The sequence below is a fragment of the Plantibacter sp. H53 genome (genome assembly GCF_001650455.1).
In the GTDB taxonomy this organism is placed as follows: domain Bacteria; phylum Actinomycetota; class Actinomycetes; order Actinomycetales; family Microbacteriaceae; genus Plantibacter; species Plantibacter flavus_A.
Window position 1 is genome coordinate 1 of the sequence record NZ_LWCT01000004.1, and the last position, 22,196, is coordinate 22,196.

Genomic DNA, 22,196 nt, shown 5'->3' on the forward strand with positions numbered 1-22,196 from the left:
GGGTGGGGCGGACGCATCTCGTTACGGATGAGCTCGAAGTCGTGACGACTCAGCTCGAGGAACCCCCGACGGAGCTGGACACCCCAGTTCCGGGTGAAGCTCGTGAAGTCGAGGAGCGCGAGCATCGGACGGATGGGCGCCTCGACCGCATCCGGGTACCAGTCGACACTCCGCCGCCAGGGCCGCCAATCGGCTCCGTCCGGTCGCGGCACGGCCGCCTGGTAGACGGTGTCGTCGGAGACCCGCCCGATCGCGGTGAACGCCTTGAGCGGCGCGCCGTCCGGGGTGCTGACCCTCGGCGAGTAGTACACGAAGCCGTCGGACTCGCGCATCTGGTCGAGACCGCCGCGCTGCCCGTGGTTGATCTGCACGAAGCCCTGCCGGACGCCGAGGACGACGTGATCCCGCTGGATCACGCCCAGCCAGTACCGGATCGCCATAGGCACAGTCTTCCCTACCGGCGCACCCCCTGCAGCCGCCGAGCCGCACATGCGACACTGAGGCATGCGCGTGATGCTGAAACTCGTCCTGGACTGTGATGTCGACGTCGCCTGGCGGGCACTCCGCTCCCCGGCGGTCCTGCGGGAGCTCTACAGCCCCGTCATGGGCCTCGAGGCGCTCGACGCCGACGGGTTCCCCACCATCTGGGAGCCGGGAGCGCACCGCGTGCGCGTGAAGGCCGCCGGCGCGATCCCGGTCGGCGACCAGATCATCGACCTCGAGTTCATCGAGCGCCGTGACGGCACCCGCATCCTTCACGACCAGGGCGACCCGGTCAGCGGGCCGCTCAGCAAGCTCGCCGGGTGGGACCACCAGATGGCGGTGGCCCGCGACAAGCAGGATCCGACGAAGACCCTGTACCGCGACCGACTCGTGATCACCGGCGCTATCGCCCCGCTCTACTGGTACCCGCTGTGGGCGACATGGCAGTGGCGCGGTGCGCGGATCAAGGCGCTCGCGCCGAGCTGGGCCTACGACCCGCCGCTCCCCGGCGACGAGGAGGACGACGAGGTCGGCGCCACGGTCGAGGGCGCCATCTGACGCCTCGCCGTCCGGAGGCCCGGCCGGCCGCGCATCAGCGCTGAGCCGCCTCGCCCCAGTGCGTCGACTCGCCCGCGGGTGCGATCGTCCGCGGGACGCCGGTGGCCGACGACCGCAGCACCTCGGGCAGGAACCGGTCCGGCATGTTCTGGAACGCGACCGGCCGCAGGAAACGGGTGATCGCGGCCGTCCCCACCGAGGTGCTGGAGTCGTTCGTCGTCGCCGGCCATGGCCCGCCATGCTGCATGGCGGGCGTGACCGCGACGCCGGTGGGCCAACCGCCGAACAGCACCCGTCCGGCGTGCGCAGACAGCTGCTGGACGAGTTCCACGAGGTCGTCGCTCGTCTCGTCGGCACCGGCGTGCAGGGTGGCCGTCAGGTTGCCCTCGCAGAACTCCGGCACGAGCGGTGCGAGCGCCGCACCTGCCGGGACCTCGACGAGGATCGACAACGGACCGAAGGCCTCGTCGAGCAGGGCGTCCCGACCGGCCCGCAGCGCGTCGAGTGGGACCGCGACGATCGTGGGGGTCGCCCAGCCCTCGCCGTCCTCGTCGACCCGGAGCGAACCCTCGGCGATGACCCGCACGCCGTCGGTTCCGAGGATCGTGTCGCGCCTCGCCTGGTACCCGGCCGTGATGCGGTCGTTCAGGAGTCGGTGCTCGGGGACCGCGGCAGCAGCCTCACGGATCGACTCGTCGAGCCCCGCACCCTCCGGCAGGTAGACGAAACCAGGTTTCGTACAGAGCTGACCGGCCGACCCCGCGACGCTCGTGACGAACCCCGTCGCGATGGTCGCCGCGGACTCGTCGAGGGCCGTCTGCGTCACGAACACGGGGTTGACGCTGCCGAGCTCGCCGAAGAACGGGATCGGGACGGGGCGTGCCGCCGCGAGGTCGGCGAGGATCCGACCCGCCCGGAGGGAGCCCGTGAAGGAGCCGGCCCGGACGCGCTCGTCCTGCAGCGCGACGACGCCGGCCTCCTGGCCGATGATCGTCTGGAAGACGCCGTCAGGAGCCCCGGACGCCCGGAGCGCGGCCTCGAGGACGGCCGCCGTCGCGAGCGAGAGCCGCGGGTGCCCGTCGTGCACCTTGAGGATCACCGGGCATCCGGCCGCGAGGATCGACGCGGTATCACCACCGGCGACGGAGAAGGCGAACGGGAAGTTGCTCGCAGCGAAGTTCACGACCGGGCCGAGCGGCACGAGGACGCGGCGGAGCTCCGGGCGCGCGCCGAGTGCGAAGTCCGGGTCGGCCTCGTCGATCCGGACGTCGAGGTAGGAGCCGTCGACGATCGTCTCCGCGAAGAGCCGCAGCTGCACGGCGGTGCGGAGGAGCTCGCCGCGGAGCCGGGCCTCGGCGAGCCCCGTCTCGACCATGCCGACCGGGACGAGCTCGTCCGCGTGGGCCTGCAGGGCGTCGGCGACGGCGACGAGCGCACGCGCACGGGCGTCCGCCGGCGTCGCGGCCCACGCGGGTGCAGCCGCGGCGGCTCCCCGGAGGACCTCCTCGAGCTGCTCGGGGGTGGTCTCCGCGATGGGGGCGTCGGGGGCTGGCGTGGTCGTCATGTGATCCTCCGGGATCGTGGTGTGGTTCAGAACTGGAAGCCGGTCGGGAACGGATCGGCGGGGTCGAGGAGGTAGGAGCCGATACCGGTGACCCAGGCCCGACCGGAGATGGTCGGGATGACGGCCGGCCGGCCCGCCACCGACGTCTCGGCGATCAGCCGGCCGGTGAACCGGCTGCCGATGAAGGACTCGTTGACGAAGTCCTGATCGAGTGGCAGCTCACCGCGGGCCCAGAGCTCGGCCATGCGGGCCGAGGTTCCGGTGCCGCAGGGCGAGCGGTCGAACCACCCCGGGAAGATGGCCATCGCGTGCCGGGACAGCACGGCGTCGGATCCCGGCGCGATGAACTCGACGTGGTGGCAGTGGTCGAGGCCGGCGATCTCGGGGTGCACGGGCGGCGCCTGCTCGTTGATCGCCGCCATGATCCGCAGGCCCGTGTCGAGGATGTCCTGCTGACGGTCGCGGTCGAAGGGCAGGCCCACGTCGTCGAGGTCGACCATCGCGTAGAAGTTGCCGCCGAACGCGAGGCTGTACGGCACGGTGCCGAGGCCCGGCACCTCGATCGTGGCGTCGAGGCGGTCGACGTAGCTCGGGACGTTCTCGATCGTCACGCGGTCGGCGTGCCCGTCGCTGACGTCGACCCGCGCGATCACGAGTCCGGCGGGGGTGTCGAGCCGGATCGTCGTGACCGGCTCGACCACCTCCACCATGCCGGTCTCCACGAGGACCGTCGCGACCCCGATGGTGCCGTGCCCGCACATCGGCAGGCAGCCGGACACCTCGATGTACACGACGCCCCAGTCGCAGTCCGCACGCGTGGACGGCTGCAGGATCGCCCCGCTCATCGCCGCGTGACCGCGGGGCTCGTTCATGAGGAAGAGCCGCAGGTCGTCGAGATGCTCCATGAAGTGGAGGCGCTTCTCGTTCATGGTCGCGCCGGGGATCACGCCGACCCCGCCGGTGACGACGCGGGTCGGCATGCCCTCGGTGTGCGAATCGACCGCACTGATCATGCGGGAGGACTTCATGGTGTGCCTCTCAGGACTGGTGGTCGTGGTCGGGGTGTCGCGTCGGCCACCAGGCTCAGCGTGCCGCGAGGTAGTCGAGCGCGCGACGCGTCTGCGTCGTGACCTGCTCCGTCTGGAGCGCGTTCAGCGGACCGCGCGGCGGACGCGTCGGACCACCGTAGCTCTCGCCGGCGATGTCGATCGAGAGCTTGATGGCCTGGACGAACTCCGTCTTCGAGTCCCACCCGAAGACGGGCACGAGCTCGCGGTAGAGGGTGCGGGCCTCGTCGACGCGACCGGAGGTGACGAGCGTGTACAGCTCGACGGCCTCGCGGGGGAAGGCGTTCGGGTAGCCGGCGAACCAGCCGACCGCACCGGCGACGAGGGACTCGAAGAGGAGGTCGTCCGCTCCCGCGATGACGTCGAGGTCGGTCTTGTCCTGGATCTCGAGCACCCGACGGATGTCGGCCGAGAACTCCTTCACGGCGACCACGTGCTCGAGCTTGGCGAGCTCGACGAGCAGGTCGGGCGTGAGGTCGACCTTCGTGTCGATGGGGTTGTTGTAGGCCATGATCGGCAGGCCGACCTCGTCCACGCGGCTGTAGTGCTCGATGACCTCGTCGTCGTTCGCCCGGTAGATGGTGGGCGGCAGGAGCAGGACGCCGTCCGCGCCGTCCTCCTTCGCGTACTCGGCCCACTGCTGGGCCTGGTGCCAGCCGACCCCGTGTACCCCGGCGACGACGAGGCCGCGGTCGCCGACGGTGTCGACCGCGACCTGGATGACCTTGCGACGCTCGGCGTCCGTCAGCGACGAGTACTCACCGAGCGAGCCGTTCGGGCCGACGCCGCGGCAACCGTTCTCGATGAGCCAGTTGCAGTGCTCGGCGAAGCGGTCGTAGTCGACGGCGAGGCCTGCGGGCGCCGAGGCGTCCTCCTTGAACGCGAGGGTGGTCGCGACGATGACGCCGCCGAGGTCGAACTGTTTGGCCATGGGTGGTTCCTTTCCGAGGGAGTGGTGCGGAGACCGGTCGGTCATCCTGGGTGTTCGGCCGTCGGGGTCGACGGCGGTTCGTGGGGAGGGTGTCCCGGTGCCTGCGCGGCGAGTTCGCCGATGCGCAGTGGGGAGGCGATGGGCCGGCGGTCGCTCGAGACGCCGTCGATGAGGCCGCTGCCACCGGATTCGGAGGCGACGCGGTGGAGGAGCTCCTCGACGGTGCGACCGCACATGCGGCCCTGGCAGATCCCGAGCCCGGCACGCGTGCTGAGTTTGAGGGAGCGCAGACCGGTCGCGCAGGTGGCGGTCGCCGTCGCTCGCAGGGAGCCGTAGTCGACCTCCTCGCAGCGGCAGATGGTGGTGTCGTCGTCGAGCCAGTCGCTCCAGCCGGCGCGGATGCCGTGGGCACGTTCGAGCCGGTCGGCGAAGGCGAGGAACGTGTCGCGTCGGCTCACGGCGGCGCGGATCCCGGAGGCACCGGGGAGGCCGCCGGCCGCAGTGTGTCCCGCGATCGCGCCCTCGGCGAGCGCGGCGTCGACACCCCCGATCCCGGTGATCTCCCCCGCCGCGAAGACGGTCGGGACGCTCGTGCGCTGCTCGGCGTCGACCTGGACGAACCGGGCTTCGGTGAGCGCGCAGCCGACCGCGACGGGCAGTTCGAGCCGCGGGGTGAACCCGTGACTGACGCACACGGCGTCCGCTTCGACCGTGCGCTCGGTGCCGGGGATCGGCGACCAGTCGGCGTCGACGGCGGCGATGGTCACGCGCTCGACCCGGTCGGCGCCGTGCGCGGCGACCACCGCGTGACCGACGCGGTACGGGATCCGGTGGCGGAGGTGGCCACCGACGTAACCGAGCAGTTCACCGGCCTTCCCGGTCACGCCGAACAGCTGCCAGGGCTTGGGGAGCCAGCCCCTCGCGAGGCCGCCGACGGTCGTGGCCTCGTAGACCCCGAGCACGCGTGATCCGGTCGCGGTCAGGGACGCGGCCACCGGCAACAGGAACGGTCCGGCACCGGCCACGACCACCCGCTGACCGACGGTGACCCGCTCGCCCTTCGCGAGCGCCTGGGCGGCACCGGCCGAGAAGACGCCGGGGAGGTCCCAGCCGGGGAACGGCAGCGTGCGGTCGTGCGCGCCGGTCGCGAGGACGAGCGCGTCCGGCCGGAGGGTGAGGGGCGAGCGGTCGGTGCCGTCCGGCGGTCCGACGAGGACGTGCAGGCGCAGGCCGGTCGCACCGGAGGTGTCGTCGGACCCGTGGTCGGCGGCGGCGCGGTCGACGTCGATCGCCCACACCTGCGCCTCGGTGATCACCGTGCAGGCGTCGTCGGCGTCGAGCGCCGCGCGCATGGAGACGAAGCGCTCGAACCCGTGGTGCAGCGAGGCCTCTGCTTCCGACGGCCGGCTGGCCGGCAGGTGCCGCCAGTACTGACCGCCGAGCTCGTCCGAGGCGTCGAGCAGCGTGACGGCGGCGCCGAGCGCCCGGGCGGCGAGCGCGGCCTGGAGGCCGGCTGGCCCTGCGCCGACGACGACGACCTCGCGCTGCCGGGCGCTCATGTCCGGTCCCCGAACGGGTCGTTCTCGGTCGTGGGTTCCGGAAGGGCGTCGTGCTGTGTCTCGATGCGGTCGCCGTCCGCGGCGCGACGCTGGCACGCGCGGACGTCCCGCTGGCCGTTCACCGTGACGATGCAGTCGAAGCAGACCCCGATGCCGCAGAAGACGCCGCGTGGGTTCCCGGAGCCGCTGGTGCGGCGCCAGGCGAGGACGCCGGAGCCCAACAGGACGCCGGCGATCGTCTGGCCGCGGAGTCCGTCGACGGGCGTCCCGTCGAGGTCGATGCGCAGCGCGTCCTCCGTGCCGGGCAGGATCCGGTCGTGCGTCGCGGGCAGTCGTCTCGAGACCATCAGGCCACCTCCGCCGGACGGTCGACGCGCAGGTGCGGGGCGAGCCCCGGGCGGTCGAGTTGGAACGGGGCGCCGTCGAGGTCGGTGGATCCACCGAGCAGGCGGGCGGCGATGAGTTCAGCGGTCGCGAGGGCCAGTCCGATGCCGGCGCCCTCGTGGCCCGTCGCGTGCCACAGGCCGTCGACACGGTGGTCGGGGCCGATGACCGGGAGGTGGTCGGGCATGTACGGCCGGAAGCCGCCGTAGCTGCGCATGACCGAGGCGTCGCGGAGGAACGGGAAGAGGCGCAGGGACTTCGCCGCGACCTCGCGGAGCACGTCGACGTCGAGACGCGCGTCGAATCCGATCTGCTGTCGGCTCGAGCCGATGAGGACCGTGCCCGCGGCGGTGGACTCGACGACGCTCGAGGTCTGGAGCGAGGCGTCGCTCGACTGCGTGGCACCGAAGTAGTCGCCGTCGTAGACCTTGTGGTGCACGCGGTGCGGCATGCGGGTGGTGACGAGCACCATGCCGCGACGGGGACGGACCGGGACGGGTGCGCCGAGCAGGTCGCCGAGCTCGGCCGACCACGGTCCGGCGCAGACGAGGACCGCGTCGCCCGAGACATCGCCCACGGAGGTCCGGACACCCGTGAGGCGACCGGTCGCGCTCCGGACGCCGCCCGTCACGGTGACGCCGGTGCGCACGACAGCGCCCGCACGCCGGGCCGAGGCGAGCAGGGCCTCCGTGGCGATGACGGGCTGGACCTGTGCGTCCTCGGGATAGTGGACGGCCGCCGTGGACGAGCGGGTGATCGACGGCTCCGCCGCGAGCAGCTCGTCCTCGGTGAGGGGTCTGGCGTCGACACCGGCGGCGCGCTGGGCGGCGGCGAAGTCGAGCAGGGGCTGCGCGCCGGCCTCGGTGGTGGCGACCACGATGCCGCCCTTGCGCTCGAACTCGATGCTCGGGAAGGTCGGTCCCAGTTCGGCGCTGAGTTCGGCGGTGACGACGGGCCAGAGGCGTGAGGCGTACCGCGCGAGGTCGAGTTCGGGGCCGGGCCCCTTGTCGGAGACGAGGAGATTCCCCTCCCCCGAGCCGCTCGTGCCGCCGGCGGCCGCCGAACGGTCGAGCACGACGACCTCGGCACCGCGTCGGGCGAGGGTCCGCGCGCAGGCCGCACCGACGATGCCGGCGCCGACGATGACGATGCGGGTCACGGGCGGTCCTCTCGGTCGATGCGGGGAAGGGCTTTCAGTAATGTGTCACACATTCACTGAACAGGCAAGCGTGCACGATCGCGGATCCTGGTCGAGGTCCGCGCACGCACGCCAGGGGCTACTCGGCGTCGGATTCGGGCTTGCCGGCCCACCAGCCGGTGGTGTGCCCGATGTGTCGGTGCATGAGCTCGCGAGCTGCGACCCCGTCCCCCCGCTCGAGGGCGTCGAGGAGCTCGTGGTGCTCAACGGCCGAGCGGTCGAGCTGCTGCGAATCGAGCATGGCGGCCAACCCCACGAGCCGGGTGCGTCCGCGGAGGTCTGCGACGAGCTCGACGAGCAGCGGGTTGCCGAGTTTCGCGGTGAGCGCGAGGTGGAACGCCTGGTCGGCTTCGAGGTACCGGGTCAGGTCGCCGTCACGGGCACCGGCCACGATGTCGTCAGCCTGCTGCCGGAGCTCGGGCAGCGAGCCGTGGTCGAAGACCTCGGCCAGGTCCGCCATCGCGGGCGGCTCGAGGAGCTGGCGGATCTGCGCCGTGTTGCGGAGCGAGGCCTCGCTCACGACGGTGACGCGGAACCCCTTGTTCCGGACCGCCTCCACGAAGTCGCGCTTCTCGAGATCGAGCATCGCTTCGCGGACGGGGGTCGCCGAGACGTTGAACTGCACCGCCAGCGTCGGTACCGAGATCATCGTCCCCGGCGCGAGCTCGCCCGAGATGATCGCCGCGGACACCGCCCGCTCCACCTGCGCCCGCAGGCTCAGCCGTTCCTCGGCCGGTCGGATCGCCGACATGCTCATCGCGACTCCCATCCTTCGTCTCCCACCACGGTCCGCTCAGGTTACTGGGCGCGCATCCACGCTTCGATGCCCGACGCGTCGATGGGCAGCGCATCCGACAGCACCTCGGCGCCGTCCGCCGTCACGAGCAGGTCGTCCTCGAGCCGGACGCCGATGCCGCGCAGTTCCGGTGGAACCGTCTCGTCGAAGGCGTGGAAGTACAGCCCCGGCTCGACGGTGAGCACCATGCCGGGCGCCATCGAGCCGCCCTGGTAGGCCTCGTAGGAGGACTTCGCGCAGTCGTGCACGTCGAGGCCGAGGTGGTGACCGATGCCGCACACGAGGTACCGCCGGTGCTGTTGCCCGACCGGGCTCAGAGCCTCGTCGACGGACACCGGCAGGAGGTCCCAGTCGTGGAGTCCCTGCGCGATGACCTCCATGGCCGCGTGGTGGAAGTCGGTGAAGTCGCGGCCCGGGCGGACGGCGGCCATCCCGGCGCGGTGGGACGCCTCGACGAGGTCGTGGACGCGACGCTGCTCCGGACTGAAGGTGCCCGAGACGGGGAAGGTGCGGGTGACGTCCGCCGTGTAGAACGCACGCGTCTCCACGCCCATGTCGAGCAGGATCGCGTCCTCGGGGCGGACCGGGCCGTCGCAGCGCACCCAGTGGAGCGTGGGTGCGTGCGCACCGCTGCCGACGATGGTCGAGTAGCCGGGGCCGTTCCCCGTGGTGCGGGCGTGCCGGTCGAAAGTCCCCTGGAGCCAACGCTCACCGCTGCCGGCGAGGGCCGTCGGCAGCTCCCGGATCACGGCGGAGAACCCGCCGACGGTCGCGTCGACCGCCCGCCGCAGCTCCGCGATCTCCCAGTCGTCCTTGATCATGCGCAGTTCCGAGAGCACGCGGCCGAGTTCCGGCGCGACCGTCAGGGGCTCGAGCGCACGATGCCGCGAGGTCAGGGTCCCCGCGAGGAGTGGTCGTTCGACGCCTCGGAGCGCGTCGGGCAGCGCGGCGAGCACCTCGACCCGGAGGTCGAGGACCGCGGACCAGTCGGCCGGCCCCGGCGCCGAACCGACCCAGAGTTCGCCGTGGTTGGCGTCGGCGAAGAATCCGGTCTCGCCCGGGTGTGCCGGTGCCGGGATGTACAACGTCGCGTCGTGACCGGTGCCGCTCGGACGCAGCACGATGACCGCGTCCTCGGCGGAGCAGCCGGTGAGCCAGAAGAAGTCGCTGTCGGGGCGGAAGTCGTAGTTCGAGTCGTTGGCCCGGACGGGCGCGCGACCGGCGGCGACGACGAGCGTCCGCCCGACGAACGCCTCGCTCAACCGACGACGGTGCTCGGCTGCGGCTGCGGCGATCCCGGGCTCGACCGGCGGCGTGCGGTCGGGGGTGCCCCAGCCGGTGCTGAGGAACTTGCGGAACGCCGGCACCTCGGCCAGACGGGGCAGCTTCGGGTCCGGGTTCGCCGGGCGCGGCATGGACGTGGCGGGTGCCTCCGTGGTCGCCGGCGCGAGGCCCGCCGTCTGCTCGGGTGCCTGCTGCTGTGTGTCGGTCATGCCTGCTCCTCATCCGCGCGACGGCCGCCGCGCTCGTCCACCATCGAGAACAGGCGGCGCACCACGGCGGCGTCCTGGATCCCGTCGTGCTCGTACTCGTTCGTGACCCAGGCGGTCGCCCCGCCGACCGCGTCGACCGTCTCCAACTGCAGCTGCGCGTCCACGTACATGTCGTCGTGGTACACGGCCGCGGCGAGCGGCACCGTGCTCGCTTCCAGGACAGCGGGGTCGTACAGCGGGTCCCAGTCGGTCTTGGCCGCCAGTCGCTCCACCGCGCCCTGGAAGGGCCGGAGCGAGCGGATCTCCTCGAACATCCAGGGGTAGACCATCTCCCCCGTGAACAGCAGCGGCCTGGCCGTCTCGGCGAACGCCGGCCGTGCATCGCGCTCGGCCTGCGCCGCCCACGCGGTCGCCCCCGAGCCGGCGGCACCGTAGATGCTCTCCTGCAGGGCGATGAAGAGGGGGTTGTCGACGTAGGACGTCCTCCCCCAGACCTGCGCCAGGAAGGTGTCGCTCAAGCGGTCGCCGCTGTCGAACGCCTCGTCGAGCAGCCAGTGGAGACGCTCGTAACCGGGCTTCATCCCGAAGTCGATCCCAAGGTTCTGGAAGCGCCGCACGGTGAGTCGGTCGCCGTCCGGCAGGAGCACCTCATCGGCGGCGAGTCGGTCGGCGATCCGCGCGACGGTGTCGACGTCCTGGGGGTACCGCTCGGCGAAGGCCCGGTTCTTGCGCTCCGTGCGCGGATAGGTGCGGCGGTAGACCTCAGCCGCCGACGGGTGGATGCCTGCCAGACCGCCCGTGACGTAACAGGCGGCCAGTCCCTCCGGGGCTCGCGAGAGGTAGGTGAGGGTGAGGAACCCGCCGTAGCTCTGACCGAGCGTCGACCAGCGACGGCCACCGAAGACGGTGCGGCGCAGGTACTCGGCGTCGTCGACGATCGAGTCGGCCCGGAAGCGTTCCAGGTACTCGGCCTGTGCGGCAGCGTCACCGACGGCCGCGATGGACCGGCCGTCGATCCTGGTGCTCCGGCCGGTGCCGCGCTGGTCGAGCAGCACGAGCCGGAAGGTGCGGAGGGCCTCGGCGACCCAGCCGTCCCTGGACACCGGACGCGGGCCTTTGCCGCCCGGTCCGCCCTGGAGGAACACGAGGACCGGGAGCTGCTCGTCGCGACGCAGAGGGTCGACGAGTTCGCGGGCGAACAGGCTGATCGTGCGGCCGTCGTCGGGGCGCCGCCAGTCGAGCGGGACGTCGACCGTGTGGTCGGTCACATGGATCCCCGGCAGTAGGTAGGTGGTGGTGCGGTGGGTCATGCCTCTGTCCTTCCGGCGGTCGATCCGTGCGTCCGCTCCTGTTCGAGCATGGTGGCACGCGCGGCCTCCCAGCTCGGGTCGATCGTGGGCACGGCGGCGAGCAGGGTCTTCGTGTACTCGTCCTGCGGGTAGTCGAAGATCGCCTCGCGGTCACCCTGCTCGACCACCTTGCCCCGGTGCATGACGGCGACGTCGTGGGCGATCTGCCGCACGACGGCGAGGTCGTGCGCGATGAACAGGTAGCTCAGGCCGCGCTCGGCCTGCAGGTCGCGCAACAGGTCGATGATGCGTGCCTGCACCGACACGTCGAGCGCCGACACCGCCTCGTCGCAGATGACGAGCTTCGGGGAGACGGCGAGCGCCCGGGCGATCCCGATGCGCTGGGCCTGGCCGCCGGAGAACTGCCGCGGGTAGCGCTGGAGGTGGTCGGGGTTCAGGCCGACGCGGTCGAGGAGGTCGCGCACGAGGGCGCGCTTGCCCTGCTTCGGGGTGATGCCCTGGTAGTCGAGCGGCGCCGACACGATGCGCTCGACGGTGTGCCGGGGGTTCAGGGAGGAGAACGGGTCCTGGAAGACGACCTGCACCTTCGTCCGGAACGCGGCGAGCGCCGGGCCACGCGCGGTGGTGACGTCCTCGCCGTCGAAGGTGATCGTGCCGGCGGTCGGTTCGATGAGCTTCGCGATCATCCGCGCGGTCGTCGACTTGCCGCTGCCCGACTCCCCGACGATGCCGAGCGTCTCGCCGGCGCGGACGGCGAACCCGACGTCGTCGACGGCGCGGAACCGGGTGGTGCGTGCGCGGAACGCCCCGTCACCCTTGGTCGTGAAGTCCTTCGTGAGCCCGGTGGCCTGCAGGAGCACTGGTGCGTCGTTCATGCCCGTCCCTCTCCGGTCGTGGCGGGTGCCGTCGGCCGCTCGGAGAACGGGTCGTCGATCCGCGGCAGGGCGTCGAGCAGTGAACGGGTGTACGGCGCCTGCGGGCGGGAGAAGATCTGCTCGGCGGTGCCCATCTCGACGGGGTCGCCGCCACGCATGACGAGCACGTCGTCGGCGACCTGACTGACCACGGCGAGGTCGTGGGTGATGAAGATCATGCCGGTGCCGGTCTCCCGTTGCAGTTCGGAGAGGAGGTCGAGGATCTGCGCCTGGACGGTGACGTCGAGTGCTGTCGTCGGTTCGTCCGCGATGAGCAGGTCGGGTTCCAGGCAGAGCGCCATGGCGATCATGATGCGCTGCCGCATGCCGCCCGAGAACTGGTGCGGGTAGTGGTCGACGCGCCGGGAGGCGTCCGCGATGCGGACCCGTTCGAGGGCTTCGATCGTGACGGCCCTGGCGGCCTTCCGGGAACCGCCGCGATGGGCGCGGTACGCCTCCTCGATCTGCAGTCCGACGGTGTAGTACGGGTTGAGCGAGGAGAGCGGATCCTGGAAGACCATCGCGATCCGGTCGCCGCGCACGCGGCGCATCTCACGGTCGCTGCGCCCGACGAGCTCGTGTCCGCTCAGTCGGACGCTGCCGGTCGTGCGCCCGCCGTTCGGGAGCAGTCCCATGATCGCGAGCGAGGTCATGGACTTGCCGGAGCCGGACTCGCCCACGATGCCGAGGGTCTGGCCGTGCTGGACCGTGAACGACGCCTTCCGCACCACGTCGACGTCACCGGAGGTGGTCGGGAAGGTGACCGTGAGGTCGTCGACCTCGAGCAGCGCCGCCCCGGGGACGGGCAGGGAGATGGTCCTGGTGACGGTGGGGCTCATGCGCTCTTCACTCTCACTCTCGGGTCGAGGAACGTGTACGCGACGTCGACCACGACGTTGCCGATGACCACGAAGAACGCGGCCAGGAGGGTGACGCCCATGATGACCGGCTGGTCGTTCTTCGCGATCGAGTCGGCGGCGAGCTTGCCGACGCCGTTCAGTCCGAACACCGTCTCGGTGATGAGGGCGCCACCGAGGAGGCCCGCGAAGTCCATGCCGAAGAGCGTGACGACGGGGGTGAGCGCCGGGCGCAGCGCGTGGCGGCGCAGGATGAGCGGCGCGGGCAGGCCCTTCGCCCGGGCGGTCCGCATGAAGTTCTCACCGAGGGTGTCGATGACGTTCGACCGGACGAGCCTCGCGTACATCGACGCGTATCCGAGGGCGAGCACGATCCACGGCATGAGGTAGTTCTGGAACCAGCGCACCGGGTCCTCGGCGAACGGTACGGCCTGCGGGAACGGCAGGATCTGCAGTTGCACCACGAGGACGTACTGCAGGAGGAGCGCGAGGAAGTAATTCGGCAGGCTGATGCCGGCGAGCGCGACCATCATCGCCCCACGGTCCCAGCCGGTCCCCTGCTTGACGGCGCTGAGCAGGCCACCGCTGACGCCGACGAGCAGCCAGAGGACCGCCGCACCGATCGCGACCGTCGCGGTCACGGGGAAGCGCGCGGTGATCATGTCCATGACGGATTCGTTCGTCTGGAAGCTGAAGCCGAGGCACGGCGCCGCGCAGGAGACCGCCGAGGCACCCTCCCCGTAGCTCCGGCCCATGACGATCCCCCGGATGAACTCGAGGTACTGCTGCCAGAACGGCTGGTCGAGCCCGAGCTGCGCCCGGATCTGGTCGATGCGGTCGGGGGTGCAGGTCTTGCCGCAGATCTGCACCGCCGGGTCGGGCGACAGCAGGAAGAAGATGGCGTAGGTGAAGAGGCTGATGAGCAGCAGGATGCCGATCGCCGACGCGATGCGGCGCAGGAGGTAGAGGGTCATGAGGCGGCGTCTCCCGAGTCGAGGGCCTTGCGCAGGCGGTCGCCGAGCACGGTGAAGGACAGCACCGTGAGGAACAGGAAGGTGCCGGGGATCAGGAAGTACATCGGATCGACCGCGTACCAGCCGACCGCGGTCGCGATCATCTGGCCCCAGCTCGGCGTGGGCGGGGTGACGCCGACGCCGAGGAAGGAGAGGCCAGCCTCCGTGCCGATGTAACCGGGAACGGCGAGGGTGGCCAGGACGATGATGGTGCCGCGCAGGTTCGGCAGGATCTCGCGGAAGACGATGCGGATGCCCCCGGCGCCCGACGCACGCGCCGATTCGACGAACTCGCTCGTCCGCAGCGACATCGCCTGACCGCGCACCACCCGGGCGGTGTACGGCCAGCCGAAGAGGCTCAGCACCACGACGAGCAGGACCGGTCGGTTGCCGGCGGGCAGGGCCGACAGGAGCGCGATCATGAAGATGAGCGACGGGAACGCCATGAGGAAGTCCATGACGCGGGAGACGACCTGGTCGACCCACCCGCCGTAGAAGCCGGCGAGCATGCCGAGCACCACGCCGAGCACGGTGGTGACGATGGTCGCCGAGACGGCGATCGACAGCGACACCTGCGCACCGAAGGCGATGCGCGCGAAGATGTCGCGTCCGTTCCCGGGTTCGACCCCGAACCAGTGCTCGGCGGAGATCCCGCCGAGGTTGCCGATCGGCACGCCGCCGAGGTCGGAGTCCACCGCCGACTTGTCGAAGGTGTACGGACCCCAGCCGCTGATCGCGGTGATCAGTGGGGCGAGGATCGCGAGCAGCACGACGAGCACGATGAACGCGACGCTGAGCAGCACCGGTGGGCTGGAACGGAGGGTGGCGATCACCCGCCGCGCGGGGGTGGGCGCACCGACCGGCGCACCCACCTCCTCGGCGACGGTGGTCAGCTCACTGGGAACGGACGACGACATCTGCGGCTACCGGCTTTCCGACTACTTGCCGGCCGAGGACAGGCCGACGGACACGTAGTCGATGCCACCGGAGTACCCGGCGTGCGAGTACGCACCCGCGACGTTGGCTCCGACGACCATGACCGTCTTCTCGAACAGCAGCGGCACCGTCGGTACGAGCTTCTGGATCTGCTCGTCGAGCGCGCCCCAGGCGGCGTTGGCCTCGTCGGTGTCGGTCATCGCGCGGATCTCGGCGATGCGCTCGTTGACGGCGGGGTCGTTCAGCTGCGCGATGTTCGAGTTGCCCTTCGGGAAGATCTGCGAACCGTCGAAGAGCGGCGGCAGGAAGGTCGAGCCTGAGGCCCAGTCCGGGCACCAGCCGGTGATGGCGGCGTCGTTCTGCTGTGACGTCGTGCCGATGACCTCGTAGTAGGTGGAGGTGTCGATGAGGTTGAAGTTCACCGTGATGCCGGCCTTCGCGAGCGCCTGCTGCACCGCCTCGGCCTGCGCCTGCATCTTGGGCTGGCTGCGGATGTCGAGCGTGAAGGAGAAGCCGTCGGGCAGGCCCGCCTCGGTGAGGAGTTCCTTGGCCTTCTCCGGGTCGCCGGCGTTGTCCTTGCTCGGGTAGAGGTCGAACTCGGTGTGACCGGCGACGGTGGGCGGCAGCATGGTGGTCGCGACGTCCGCGAGCTGCGACCCGCCCGAGGCGTCCTTCACCGACTCGCGGTCGATGGCGTACGCGATGGCCTGGCGGACCAGCGGGTTGTCCATGTTCGGCTTGGTCGTGTTCAGACCCATGTACGTGGTGCAGCCCTGGAGACCGGCGATGGTGCGTGCCTTGAGGGCCGGCGTCTGGATGCGGGAGATGGAGGCCGCCTGGACGGACCCGGCGATCGCGTTCGCGTCGTCACCCTGGCCGGCGATCATGCGCTCGTCGATGGTCGAGGCGTCGAGACCGAAGGTGAAGTCGAAGCCGTCCGGGTAGGCCTTGCGGACGTCGTCCGTCTTCGGGTCCCACGAGTCGTTGCGGACGAGCTTCAGCTGCGAACCGCGCTCGTAGCTGTCGACCTTGTAGGGGCCGGAGGCGATCGGCATCTTGTCGAGGCTCGTCGTCGTCACCCGCTCGGTGTCGGCGGGGAAGGGTGTGAAGCTGTTCTGCCCGACGACGCTCGCGAAGTCGGCGAACGGCTCCTTGAGCGTGAAGACGATGGTCTGGTCGTCCGGCGTCTGGATGGACGGCAGGTCACCCGTGATGTACGGGCCCTCATACGAGTCCGTGCCGGCGATCGTGAGGCGGGCGTAGGGCGATCCGACGGCGATGGCCGGGTCGAAGGAGCGCTCGACGCCGAACTTCACGTCCTTGCTCGTGATCGGCGTGCCGTCCTCGAACTTCAGGTCGTCCTTGAGCGTGAACGTCCACTGGAGGCCGTCGTCGCTCACCGTGCCGAGGTCGGTCGCGAGGTCGGGGACCATCTCGGTGCCCTTGGCGCCCTCGCCCGTGGACTGCGTCGTCAACGTGCGGTAGATCAGACGGTAGAAGTTGTTCACGCCGCCGTCGAAGCCCTGGACCGGGTCGAGGTGCGAGAAGTCCGCGTTCAAGAGGACGTCGACGGTGCCGCCCTTCACCGGGGTGCTGGACGGTCCGTCACCTCCCGAGCCCGAACCCGCGGAGGTACACCCCGCGAGGAGGAGGACGGCCGCCGCCGCGAGGGCGGGGATGGAGAATCGTTGCTTCATGACGCTCTGCTTTCGTGTCGATCGGGCGGGTCGCCCGCGGGTGGAGAGGGTGGAGCGGGGTCGGGGACGGGAGGAGGTCAGCGGGCGCGGAACCAGACGCGCATGGCGCCCGGTTCGCGGTTGCCCCAGAGGGCGTAGGGGATGAGGGTCGCGGTGGTCTGCGTCGCCGCGGCTGTCGTCGCGACACCGACGAGCGGTGCCGCGGCGGGCTCGGCCTCGGGCGCACCGGAGAGGACCGGGTAGAGCACGGCCGGAGCGGGAGCGTCGACGGCCGCCGGGACGAGCAGTGCGACGGCGTCGATCCCCTCCCGGGCCAGGATCCGACGGTGCTCGACGACCGCGAGATCCGCGTCGGCTCCGGAGAACCGCAGGAGGTCGAGGTCCGCCGTCGTGTCCTGCTGCTCGGCGCAGGAGACGATCGGTCCGCGGGCGAAGGCGATCGAGCCGCGGAGGGCGTCGACGGAGGGGTGCGCGCCGTGCGCCCGGACGGGCATCGGGAGGTCGAGCTCCAGGGTGTCGCCCGCACGCCACCAGCGCCGGACCCGGATCCATCCGTCGACGGGTTCGAGCGGCGCGGCCGATCCACCCACGCGGATGGAGCCGCCCACGACCCACGCGGGGATGCGGATCGCGAGCTCGACCTCGTCGTCGGCGGCGGTGTCCACCGTCACGGTGACCACTCCGTCCCACGGATACGCGGTGTCGACGGTGACGGAGAGCCGCTCGGTCGTGATCGACGCCGCGGTGAGGTGCGCGACTTCGACACCGGCGGGAGTCGACGTCGCGAGGTGGTCCTGCAGCTCCGCGGTCCAGCGCACGATGTTCGGCGGGCAGCACGGGCACCCGAACCAGCTCCGCCTGAGGAGTTCGCCGTCCGCTTCCGCCCCCGACCGCTGCAGGTGGTCGGGGCGACGCTGCAGCGGGTTGTCGTAGAAGAAGGCCGTGCCGTCCGCGGAGAGGCCGGCGGCGTAGGCGTTGTAGAGGACGGTCTCGACGGTGTCGAGGACGGCCGCCGACCCGGTCGCGAGGTACAGGCGCCAGCCCCACTGCATCACGGCGATCGCGGCGCACGTCTCGCTGTAGGAGCGTTCGGATGGCAGCTCGTAGCGGTCGCCGATCGCCTCGTCGGAGTGTCGGCTCCCGAGGCCGCCCGTGAGGTAGAGCTTCGTCTCCACCATGTCGTCCCAGAGCCGCTGCAGCGACGCGAGCAGTTCCTGGTCGCCGTGTTCGAGGGCGACGTCGGTCGCTCCTGCGGCCAGGTACGCCATGCGGACGGCGTGTCCGGTCACGGAGTCGAGGTCACGCAGTGGGGCCGAGTCCTGGAAGTACTCGGCGGGGAAGACCCGGAGCTCGACCGTGCCGTGGCCGCGGCGGTCGACGAACGCGGTCGCGAGCTCGAGGTAGGACCGCACGCCGGTCTCACGGAACAGCTCCACCAGGGCCATCTCGACCTCGGGGTGCCCGCACACCTGCGGGTCGCCGTCCGGTCCGAACCGATCGACGGCGAGGTCGGCGAAGGCCCGGGCGACGTTCAGCAGACGGTCGTCGCCGAGACGGCGCTTCGCGGCGATCGCCGCCTGGATGAGGTGCCCGAGGTTGTACAACTCGTGGCCCCAGGCGAGGTCCTCCCAGGGTTCCTTCTCGATCTCCGGAGCCTGGAAATAGGAGTTGAGGTACCCGTCCTCCCGCTGCGCGGCTTCGATGACACCGACGGCCTCCTCGTAGAAGTCGCGGACATCGCCGGGTGCCGCGCCGACGACCTCGTCCTCGGCGAGCAGGTAGGCGAGGCCTTCCAGGGTCTTGAAGACGTCCGTGTCGAGGAACGGGTAGCGCCCGCGGAAGCGTGACGTGCCGTCGCCGGGGTCGGCGATCCGGGCGAGGTTGTCGAGGTTGCCGGCGAGGCGGAGCTGCTCGATCGAGTGCGGGACGGTGGCGCCCCGGTTCCGACGCTGCCACGCACCGAGTTCGCCGTCGCCCAGCGCGACCTGTCCGGCACCCAGCGGGATGCGGACTCCGGCGATCGGTGCGACGGCGGCGTAACGGCCTCCCGCGTGCACCGCGGTGCTCGCTGCTCGGGCGTCTTCGTCGAAGCTCATGGGCGACAGGCCTTTCTGTACCGTGTGACACAGTACACGGATCCGGGTTTGTGGTGGGTGACACATTACTCACCCGCTCCGGCGCACTGTCAAGCGCCGACGATCGATTCCAGGAGATGGAAACACAGCCGTAACGCGCCACTCCCAGCAGACTCCTCGCCGGATGCGCTACGCTTGAGGAACTTGCGTGCGACCGTGCCATCCGGTGCGGTAGTCGCTTGCGTCGTAGAACGCTCCCTCTCTCCCCTGCACGGCACCCAGCGGTGCATGCCAGGGTCGATGACACTTCATACGGCGAACGGATGCGCGACCTGCGCCTTCGCCACCTCCCACCAGCGACGACGCCGACGGAAGCACGCCGTACCATCCACGTGAGTCATCACGTGCGCGGTCATCCCGGCAGTGCCCGCTACCGCACACGAGTGCGCCGGCAGCCGTCATCGAAGCTCGTGGCCGTGCCTGAAAGAGACACACACCCATGACCGAAGCAACCATCACCTTCGACGCCCTCGGCGTCCCGGCACCACTCGTCGCCTCCCTCGCGAAGGACGGCAAGACGAGCGCGTTCCCCATCCAGATCGACACGCTCCCCGACACCCTCGGCGGACGCGACGTCCTCGGCCGCGGCAAGACCGGCTCCGGCAAGACCCTCGCCTTCAGCATCCCGATGGTCGCCCGTCTCGGCGGCGCCCTCGCCGGCGGCAAGCGCCGTCCGGGTCGCCCGCTCGGACTCGTCCTCGCCCCGACCCGCGAGCTCGCCACCCAGATCGCCGCGGTCATGCAGCCGCTGGCCGACGCCTACTCGCTGAAGACCACCACGATCTTCGGCGGCGTCTCGCAGAAGCGTCAGGAAGAGGCGCTCCGCGCCGGCGTCGACATCGTCATCGCCTGCCCCGGCCGTCTCGAGGACCTCATGAAGCAGGGCTTCGTGAGCCTCGACGCCGTCGAGATCACGGTCCTCGACGAGGCCGACCACATGGCCGACCTCGGCTTCCTGCCGGTCGTCACGCGCATCCTCGACAAGACGCCTCGCGGCGGGCAGCGTCTGCTGTTCTCCGCGACGCTCGACAACGGCGTGGACAAGCTCGTCCGCAAGTTCCTGCAGAACGAGGTGCTCCACTCCGTCGACGAGGCGAACTCGCCCGTCGCCGCGATGACCCACCACGTCTTCACGACCCCCTCGGTCGAGTCGAAGAAGGACCTCATCCAGGCCCTCGCCTCGGGTAGCGGCCGTCGCATCCTCTTCATGCGCACGAAGCACCACGCCAAGAAGCTCGCGAAGCAGCTCACCGACTCCGGCATCCCCGCAGTCGACCTGCACGGCAACCTCTCGCAGGTGGCCCGCGACCGCAACCTCGCGGCCTTCAGCGCCGGCACCGCCAAGGTCCTCGTCGCCACCGACGTCGCCGCACGCGGTGTGCACGTCGACGACGTCGAGCTCGTCATCCACGTCGACCCGCCGACCGAGCACAAGGCGTACCTGCACCGCTCGGGCCGAACGGCTCGCGCGGGCAGCGCCGGTGACGTCGTGACCCTCGCGATCCCCGGCCAGATGGACGACCTCAAGAAGCTCCTCCGCAAGGCCGAGATCACCGTCACCCCGCAGGCGGTCACCGCGACCTCCCCGGCGGTCCTCGAGCTCATCGGCGACGTCGCCCCCTACGTGAAGCCGGCGCCGCGCGCGGCCGTGCAGCAGCAGGGTGGCGGCGGCGGTCGCTCGCAGGGTGCCAACGCGCAGCGCAAGCGCGCAGCCCGCGACGGCAACGGCCTCGGCAACGGTCACCGCGACCGCGACGGCGCCCGTGCCGGCGCGAGCCGCGACAGCGCTCCCCGCGAGGGAGGCCAGGGCGGCGGCGGTCGTCGTGGCGGTCGTCCCGCTGGCGGCAACGGCGGTCAGGGCGGACAGCGCTCCGGCGCCGGTCGCTCGGGCGGTGCCCGTGCGGGTGCCGCCACCGGTGGCAGCCGCACGCACTACAGCACCGGCTACGCCGCGAACTCAGGCGCTCCCGCCGAGTCCTCGCGTCCCCGGACCAACCGTCGCGCGTCCAGCGGCAACTAGTAGCGAACCGCTCGAACGAAGCGCCGTCCACCGCAGGGTGGGCGGCGCTTCGCCGTTCGCGGACCCGCTCGATTTCGCGAGACGGGGGCGCTCGGGATACGGTTCCACCATGAACGTCAACGCAGTCGTCCGCCCCGTCCGCGACGTCGATGCCGAGTCGCTGGGACGCGTCCACGCCACCACCTGGCACGAGACCTACGACCACCTCATCAGCGCTGCGACGCTCGCGAAGCTGTCGCCGCGTCGCATGGCCGAGCTCTGGACCCACTGGGCCGCACAGGGCCCCGAGTACACGCACTTCGCCGCCCTCGTCGACGGCGAGATCGTCGGGTTCTCCGGTTCGGGTCCGGCCCGCGACGAGGACGCACCCCGCGAGCGCGAGCTGTACTTCATCTACCTGCTGGACGCGTGGCACGGCACTGGGATCGGTCAGCAGCTGTTCGACGCCGCGATCCCCGACGGTCAGCCGTCGTTCCTGTGGGTCGCCGCGGACAACCCGCGTGCGCACCGTTTCTACCAGCGCAACGGGTTCGTCCTCGACGGTGGAGCCAAGACCGAGCCGTTCCTCGGCGAGATGATCGACGAGGTCCGCTACACCCGCTGACGCACCCCGGTCCCCGACCCCTGAGCTTGTCGAAGGGCTAGCGGAGCCGGCCGACGGAGGCGAGGGCCGCGCGGAGGAGCGTGCCGCGGCCGCCCTCCATCTCGGCGGCGATCGCGTCGGAGGACGCCGCCTCGGGCGTCATCCACGTGAGTTCGAGCGCGTCCTGGCGGGGTTCGCAGGTACCGGTCACCGGGACGACGTACGCCAACGCGACGGCGTGCTGCCGGTCGTCGGAGTACGGCGACAATCCGGGCAATGGGAAGTACTCGGCCACCTGGAACGGCACGGGCGAGGCGGGGAGCAACGGGAACGCCATCGGACCGAGGTCCTTCTCCAGGTGACGGAAGAGCGCGTCGCGGATCGTCTCGCCGTACATGACGCGACCGGAGACGAGCGTGCGCGTCATCTCGCCGAGCGCGGTGGCCCGGAGCAGGACGCCCACCTCGGTGACGACGCCGAAGCCGTCGACGCGGACCGGCACGGCCTCCACGTACAGCAGCGGGAGCCGGCGGCGGATCTCCTCGAGTTCGACGTCCGACAGCCAGCCCGGATTGGAATTGCCGGGGAGATCGGGTTCCGGGTTGGGATCAGGGGTGCGAACGCTCATAGCTCCTTCATACCGTATGGAGCCGAGCGGCGATCCAGGCGGGCGGCGGTTCGACCGGACACCGCGCCCG

20 protein-coding genes are annotated in these 22,196 nt (G+C 71.0%); 3 read left to right on the forward strand and 17 right to left on the reverse strand.

Annotated features, from left to right (window positions below):
• Positions 1 to 440 (reverse strand): EVE domain-containing protein (locus A4X17_RS03380; RefSeq protein WP_064294271.1); only part of this gene is annotated, 440 nt, incomplete at its 3' end.
• 73 nt (positions 441 to 513) lie between these two features.
• Between A4X17_RS03380 and A4X17_RS03385 the strand changes: the two genes are divergently transcribed.
• A complete protein-coding gene (locus A4X17_RS03385; RefSeq protein ID WP_231884282.1) occupies positions 514 to 1,041 on the forward strand; it encodes a hypothetical protein in 528 nt (175 codons plus the stop codon).
• Between the two features lie 34 nt (positions 1,042 to 1,075).
• Here the strand turns inward: A4X17_RS03385 and A4X17_RS03390 are convergent, their stop codons facing one another.
• The 15 genes from A4X17_RS03390 to A4X17_RS03460 all read right to left on the reverse strand — a co-directional run bounded on the left by A4X17_RS03390 (position 1,076) and on the right by A4X17_RS03460 (position 18,856).
• A complete protein-coding gene (locus A4X17_RS03390) occupies positions 1,076 to 2,605 on the reverse strand; it encodes an aldehyde dehydrogenase (NADP(+)) (RefSeq protein WP_064294273.1) in 1,530 nt (509 codons plus the stop codon).
• A 26-nt stretch (positions 2,606 to 2,631) separates the two neighbouring features.
• Positions 2,632 to 3,633, reverse strand: coding sequence for a proline racemase family protein (locus A4X17_RS03395; protein ID WP_064294274.1), 1,002 nt, complete (start codon positions 3,631 to 3,633; stop codon positions 2,632 to 2,634).
• 55 nt (positions 3,634 to 3,688) lie between these two features.
• Positions 3,689 to 4,603 (reverse strand): dihydrodipicolinate synthase family protein, encoded by a 915-nt coding sequence (locus tag A4X17_RS03400; protein WP_064294275.1) that lies wholly within the window; start codon positions 4,601 to 4,603, stop codon positions 3,689 to 3,691.
• Positions 4,604 to 4,644: 41 nt separating this feature from the next.
• Positions 4,645 to 6,162: an NAD(P)/FAD-dependent oxidoreductase gene (locus A4X17_RS03405; protein WP_064294276.1), complete on the reverse strand. Its 1,518-nt coding sequence runs from the start codon at positions 6,160 to 6,162 to the stop codon at positions 4,645 to 4,647.
• Positions 6,159 to 6,509: a (2Fe-2S)-binding protein gene (locus A4X17_RS03410; RefSeq protein ID WP_064294277.1), complete on the reverse strand. Its 351-nt coding sequence runs from the start codon at positions 6,507 to 6,509 to the stop codon at positions 6,159 to 6,161. Before A4X17_RS03410 ends, A4X17_RS03405 begins: the two co-directional genes overlap by 4 nt.
• On the reverse strand, positions 6,509 to 7,705 hold the full coding sequence (locus A4X17_RS03415) for an FAD-binding oxidoreductase (RefSeq protein WP_064294278.1): 1,197 nt from the start codon (positions 7,703 to 7,705) through the stop codon (positions 6,509 to 6,511). Before A4X17_RS03415 ends, A4X17_RS03410 begins: the two co-directional genes overlap by 1 nt.
• Positions 7,706 to 7,823: 118 nt before the next feature.
• Positions 7,824 to 8,501: a GntR family transcriptional regulator gene (locus A4X17_RS03420; RefSeq protein WP_064294279.1), complete on the reverse strand. Its 678-nt coding sequence runs from the start codon at positions 8,499 to 8,501 to the stop codon at positions 7,824 to 7,826.
• A 41-nt stretch (positions 8,502 to 8,542) separates the two neighbouring features.
• Positions 8,543 to 10,033: an aminopeptidase P family protein gene (locus A4X17_RS03425; RefSeq protein WP_369808443.1), complete on the reverse strand. Its 1,491-nt coding sequence runs from the start codon at positions 10,031 to 10,033 to the stop codon at positions 8,543 to 8,545.
• Positions 10,030 to 11,343, reverse strand: a complete 1,314-nt coding sequence (locus A4X17_RS03430) for an alpha/beta fold hydrolase (RefSeq protein ID WP_064294280.1) — start codon at positions 11,341 to 11,343, stop codon at positions 10,030 to 10,032. Before A4X17_RS03430 ends, A4X17_RS03425 begins: the two co-directional genes overlap by 4 nt.
• A complete protein-coding gene (locus A4X17_RS03435; protein ID WP_064294281.1) occupies positions 11,340 to 12,218 on the reverse strand; it encodes an ABC transporter ATP-binding protein in 879 nt (292 codons plus the stop codon). Before A4X17_RS03435 ends, A4X17_RS03430 begins: the two co-directional genes overlap by 4 nt.
• The gene (locus tag A4X17_RS03440) at positions 12,215 to 13,096 is read right to left on the reverse strand and encodes an ABC transporter ATP-binding protein (RefSeq protein WP_064294282.1); all 882 of its coding nucleotides are present in this window, start codon (positions 13,094 to 13,096) and stop codon (positions 12,215 to 12,217) included. The genes A4X17_RS03435 and A4X17_RS03440 overlap by 4 nt, the downstream gene beginning before the upstream one ends.
• Entirely contained in the window at positions 13,093 to 14,088 is a 996-nt protein-coding gene (locus A4X17_RS03445) for an ABC transporter permease (protein WP_064294283.1), read from the reverse strand. Before A4X17_RS03445 ends, A4X17_RS03440 begins: the two co-directional genes overlap by 4 nt.
• Complete coding sequence (locus tag A4X17_RS03450) at positions 14,085 to 15,020, reverse strand: ABC transporter permease (RefSeq protein WP_064294392.1); 936 nt, start codon at positions 15,018 to 15,020, stop codon at positions 14,085 to 14,087. The genes A4X17_RS03445 and A4X17_RS03450 overlap by 4 nt, the downstream gene beginning before the upstream one ends.
• Before the next feature lie 45 nt (positions 15,021 to 15,065).
• A complete protein-coding gene (locus A4X17_RS03455; RefSeq protein WP_064294284.1) occupies positions 15,066 to 16,760 on the reverse strand; it encodes an ABC transporter substrate-binding protein in 1,695 nt (564 codons plus the stop codon).
• Between the two features lie 77 nt (positions 16,761 to 16,837).
• Entirely contained in the window at positions 16,838 to 18,856 is a 2,019-nt protein-coding gene (locus A4X17_RS03460; protein WP_139205335.1) for a glycoside hydrolase family 127 protein, read from the reverse strand.
• Between the two features lie 478 nt (positions 18,857 to 19,334).
• Between A4X17_RS03460 and A4X17_RS03465 the strand changes: the two genes are divergently transcribed.
• A complete protein-coding gene (locus A4X17_RS03465) occupies positions 19,335 to 20,915 on the forward strand; it encodes a DEAD/DEAH box helicase (protein ID WP_064294285.1) in 1,581 nt (526 codons plus the stop codon).
• 109 nt (positions 20,916 to 21,024) lie between these two features.
• Positions 21,025 to 21,519: a GNAT family N-acetyltransferase gene (locus tag A4X17_RS03470; protein WP_064294393.1), complete on the forward strand. Its 495-nt coding sequence runs from the start codon at positions 21,025 to 21,027 to the stop codon at positions 21,517 to 21,519.
• A 37-nt stretch (positions 21,520 to 21,556) separates the two neighbouring features.
• Here the strand turns inward: A4X17_RS03470 and A4X17_RS03475 are convergent, their stop codons facing one another.
• Positions 21,557 to 22,126 (reverse strand): NUDIX hydrolase family protein, encoded by a 570-nt coding sequence (locus tag A4X17_RS03475; RefSeq protein ID WP_064294286.1) that lies wholly within the window; start codon positions 22,124 to 22,126, stop codon positions 21,557 to 21,559.
• Between the last annotated feature and the right edge of the window lie 70 nt (positions 22,127 to 22,196).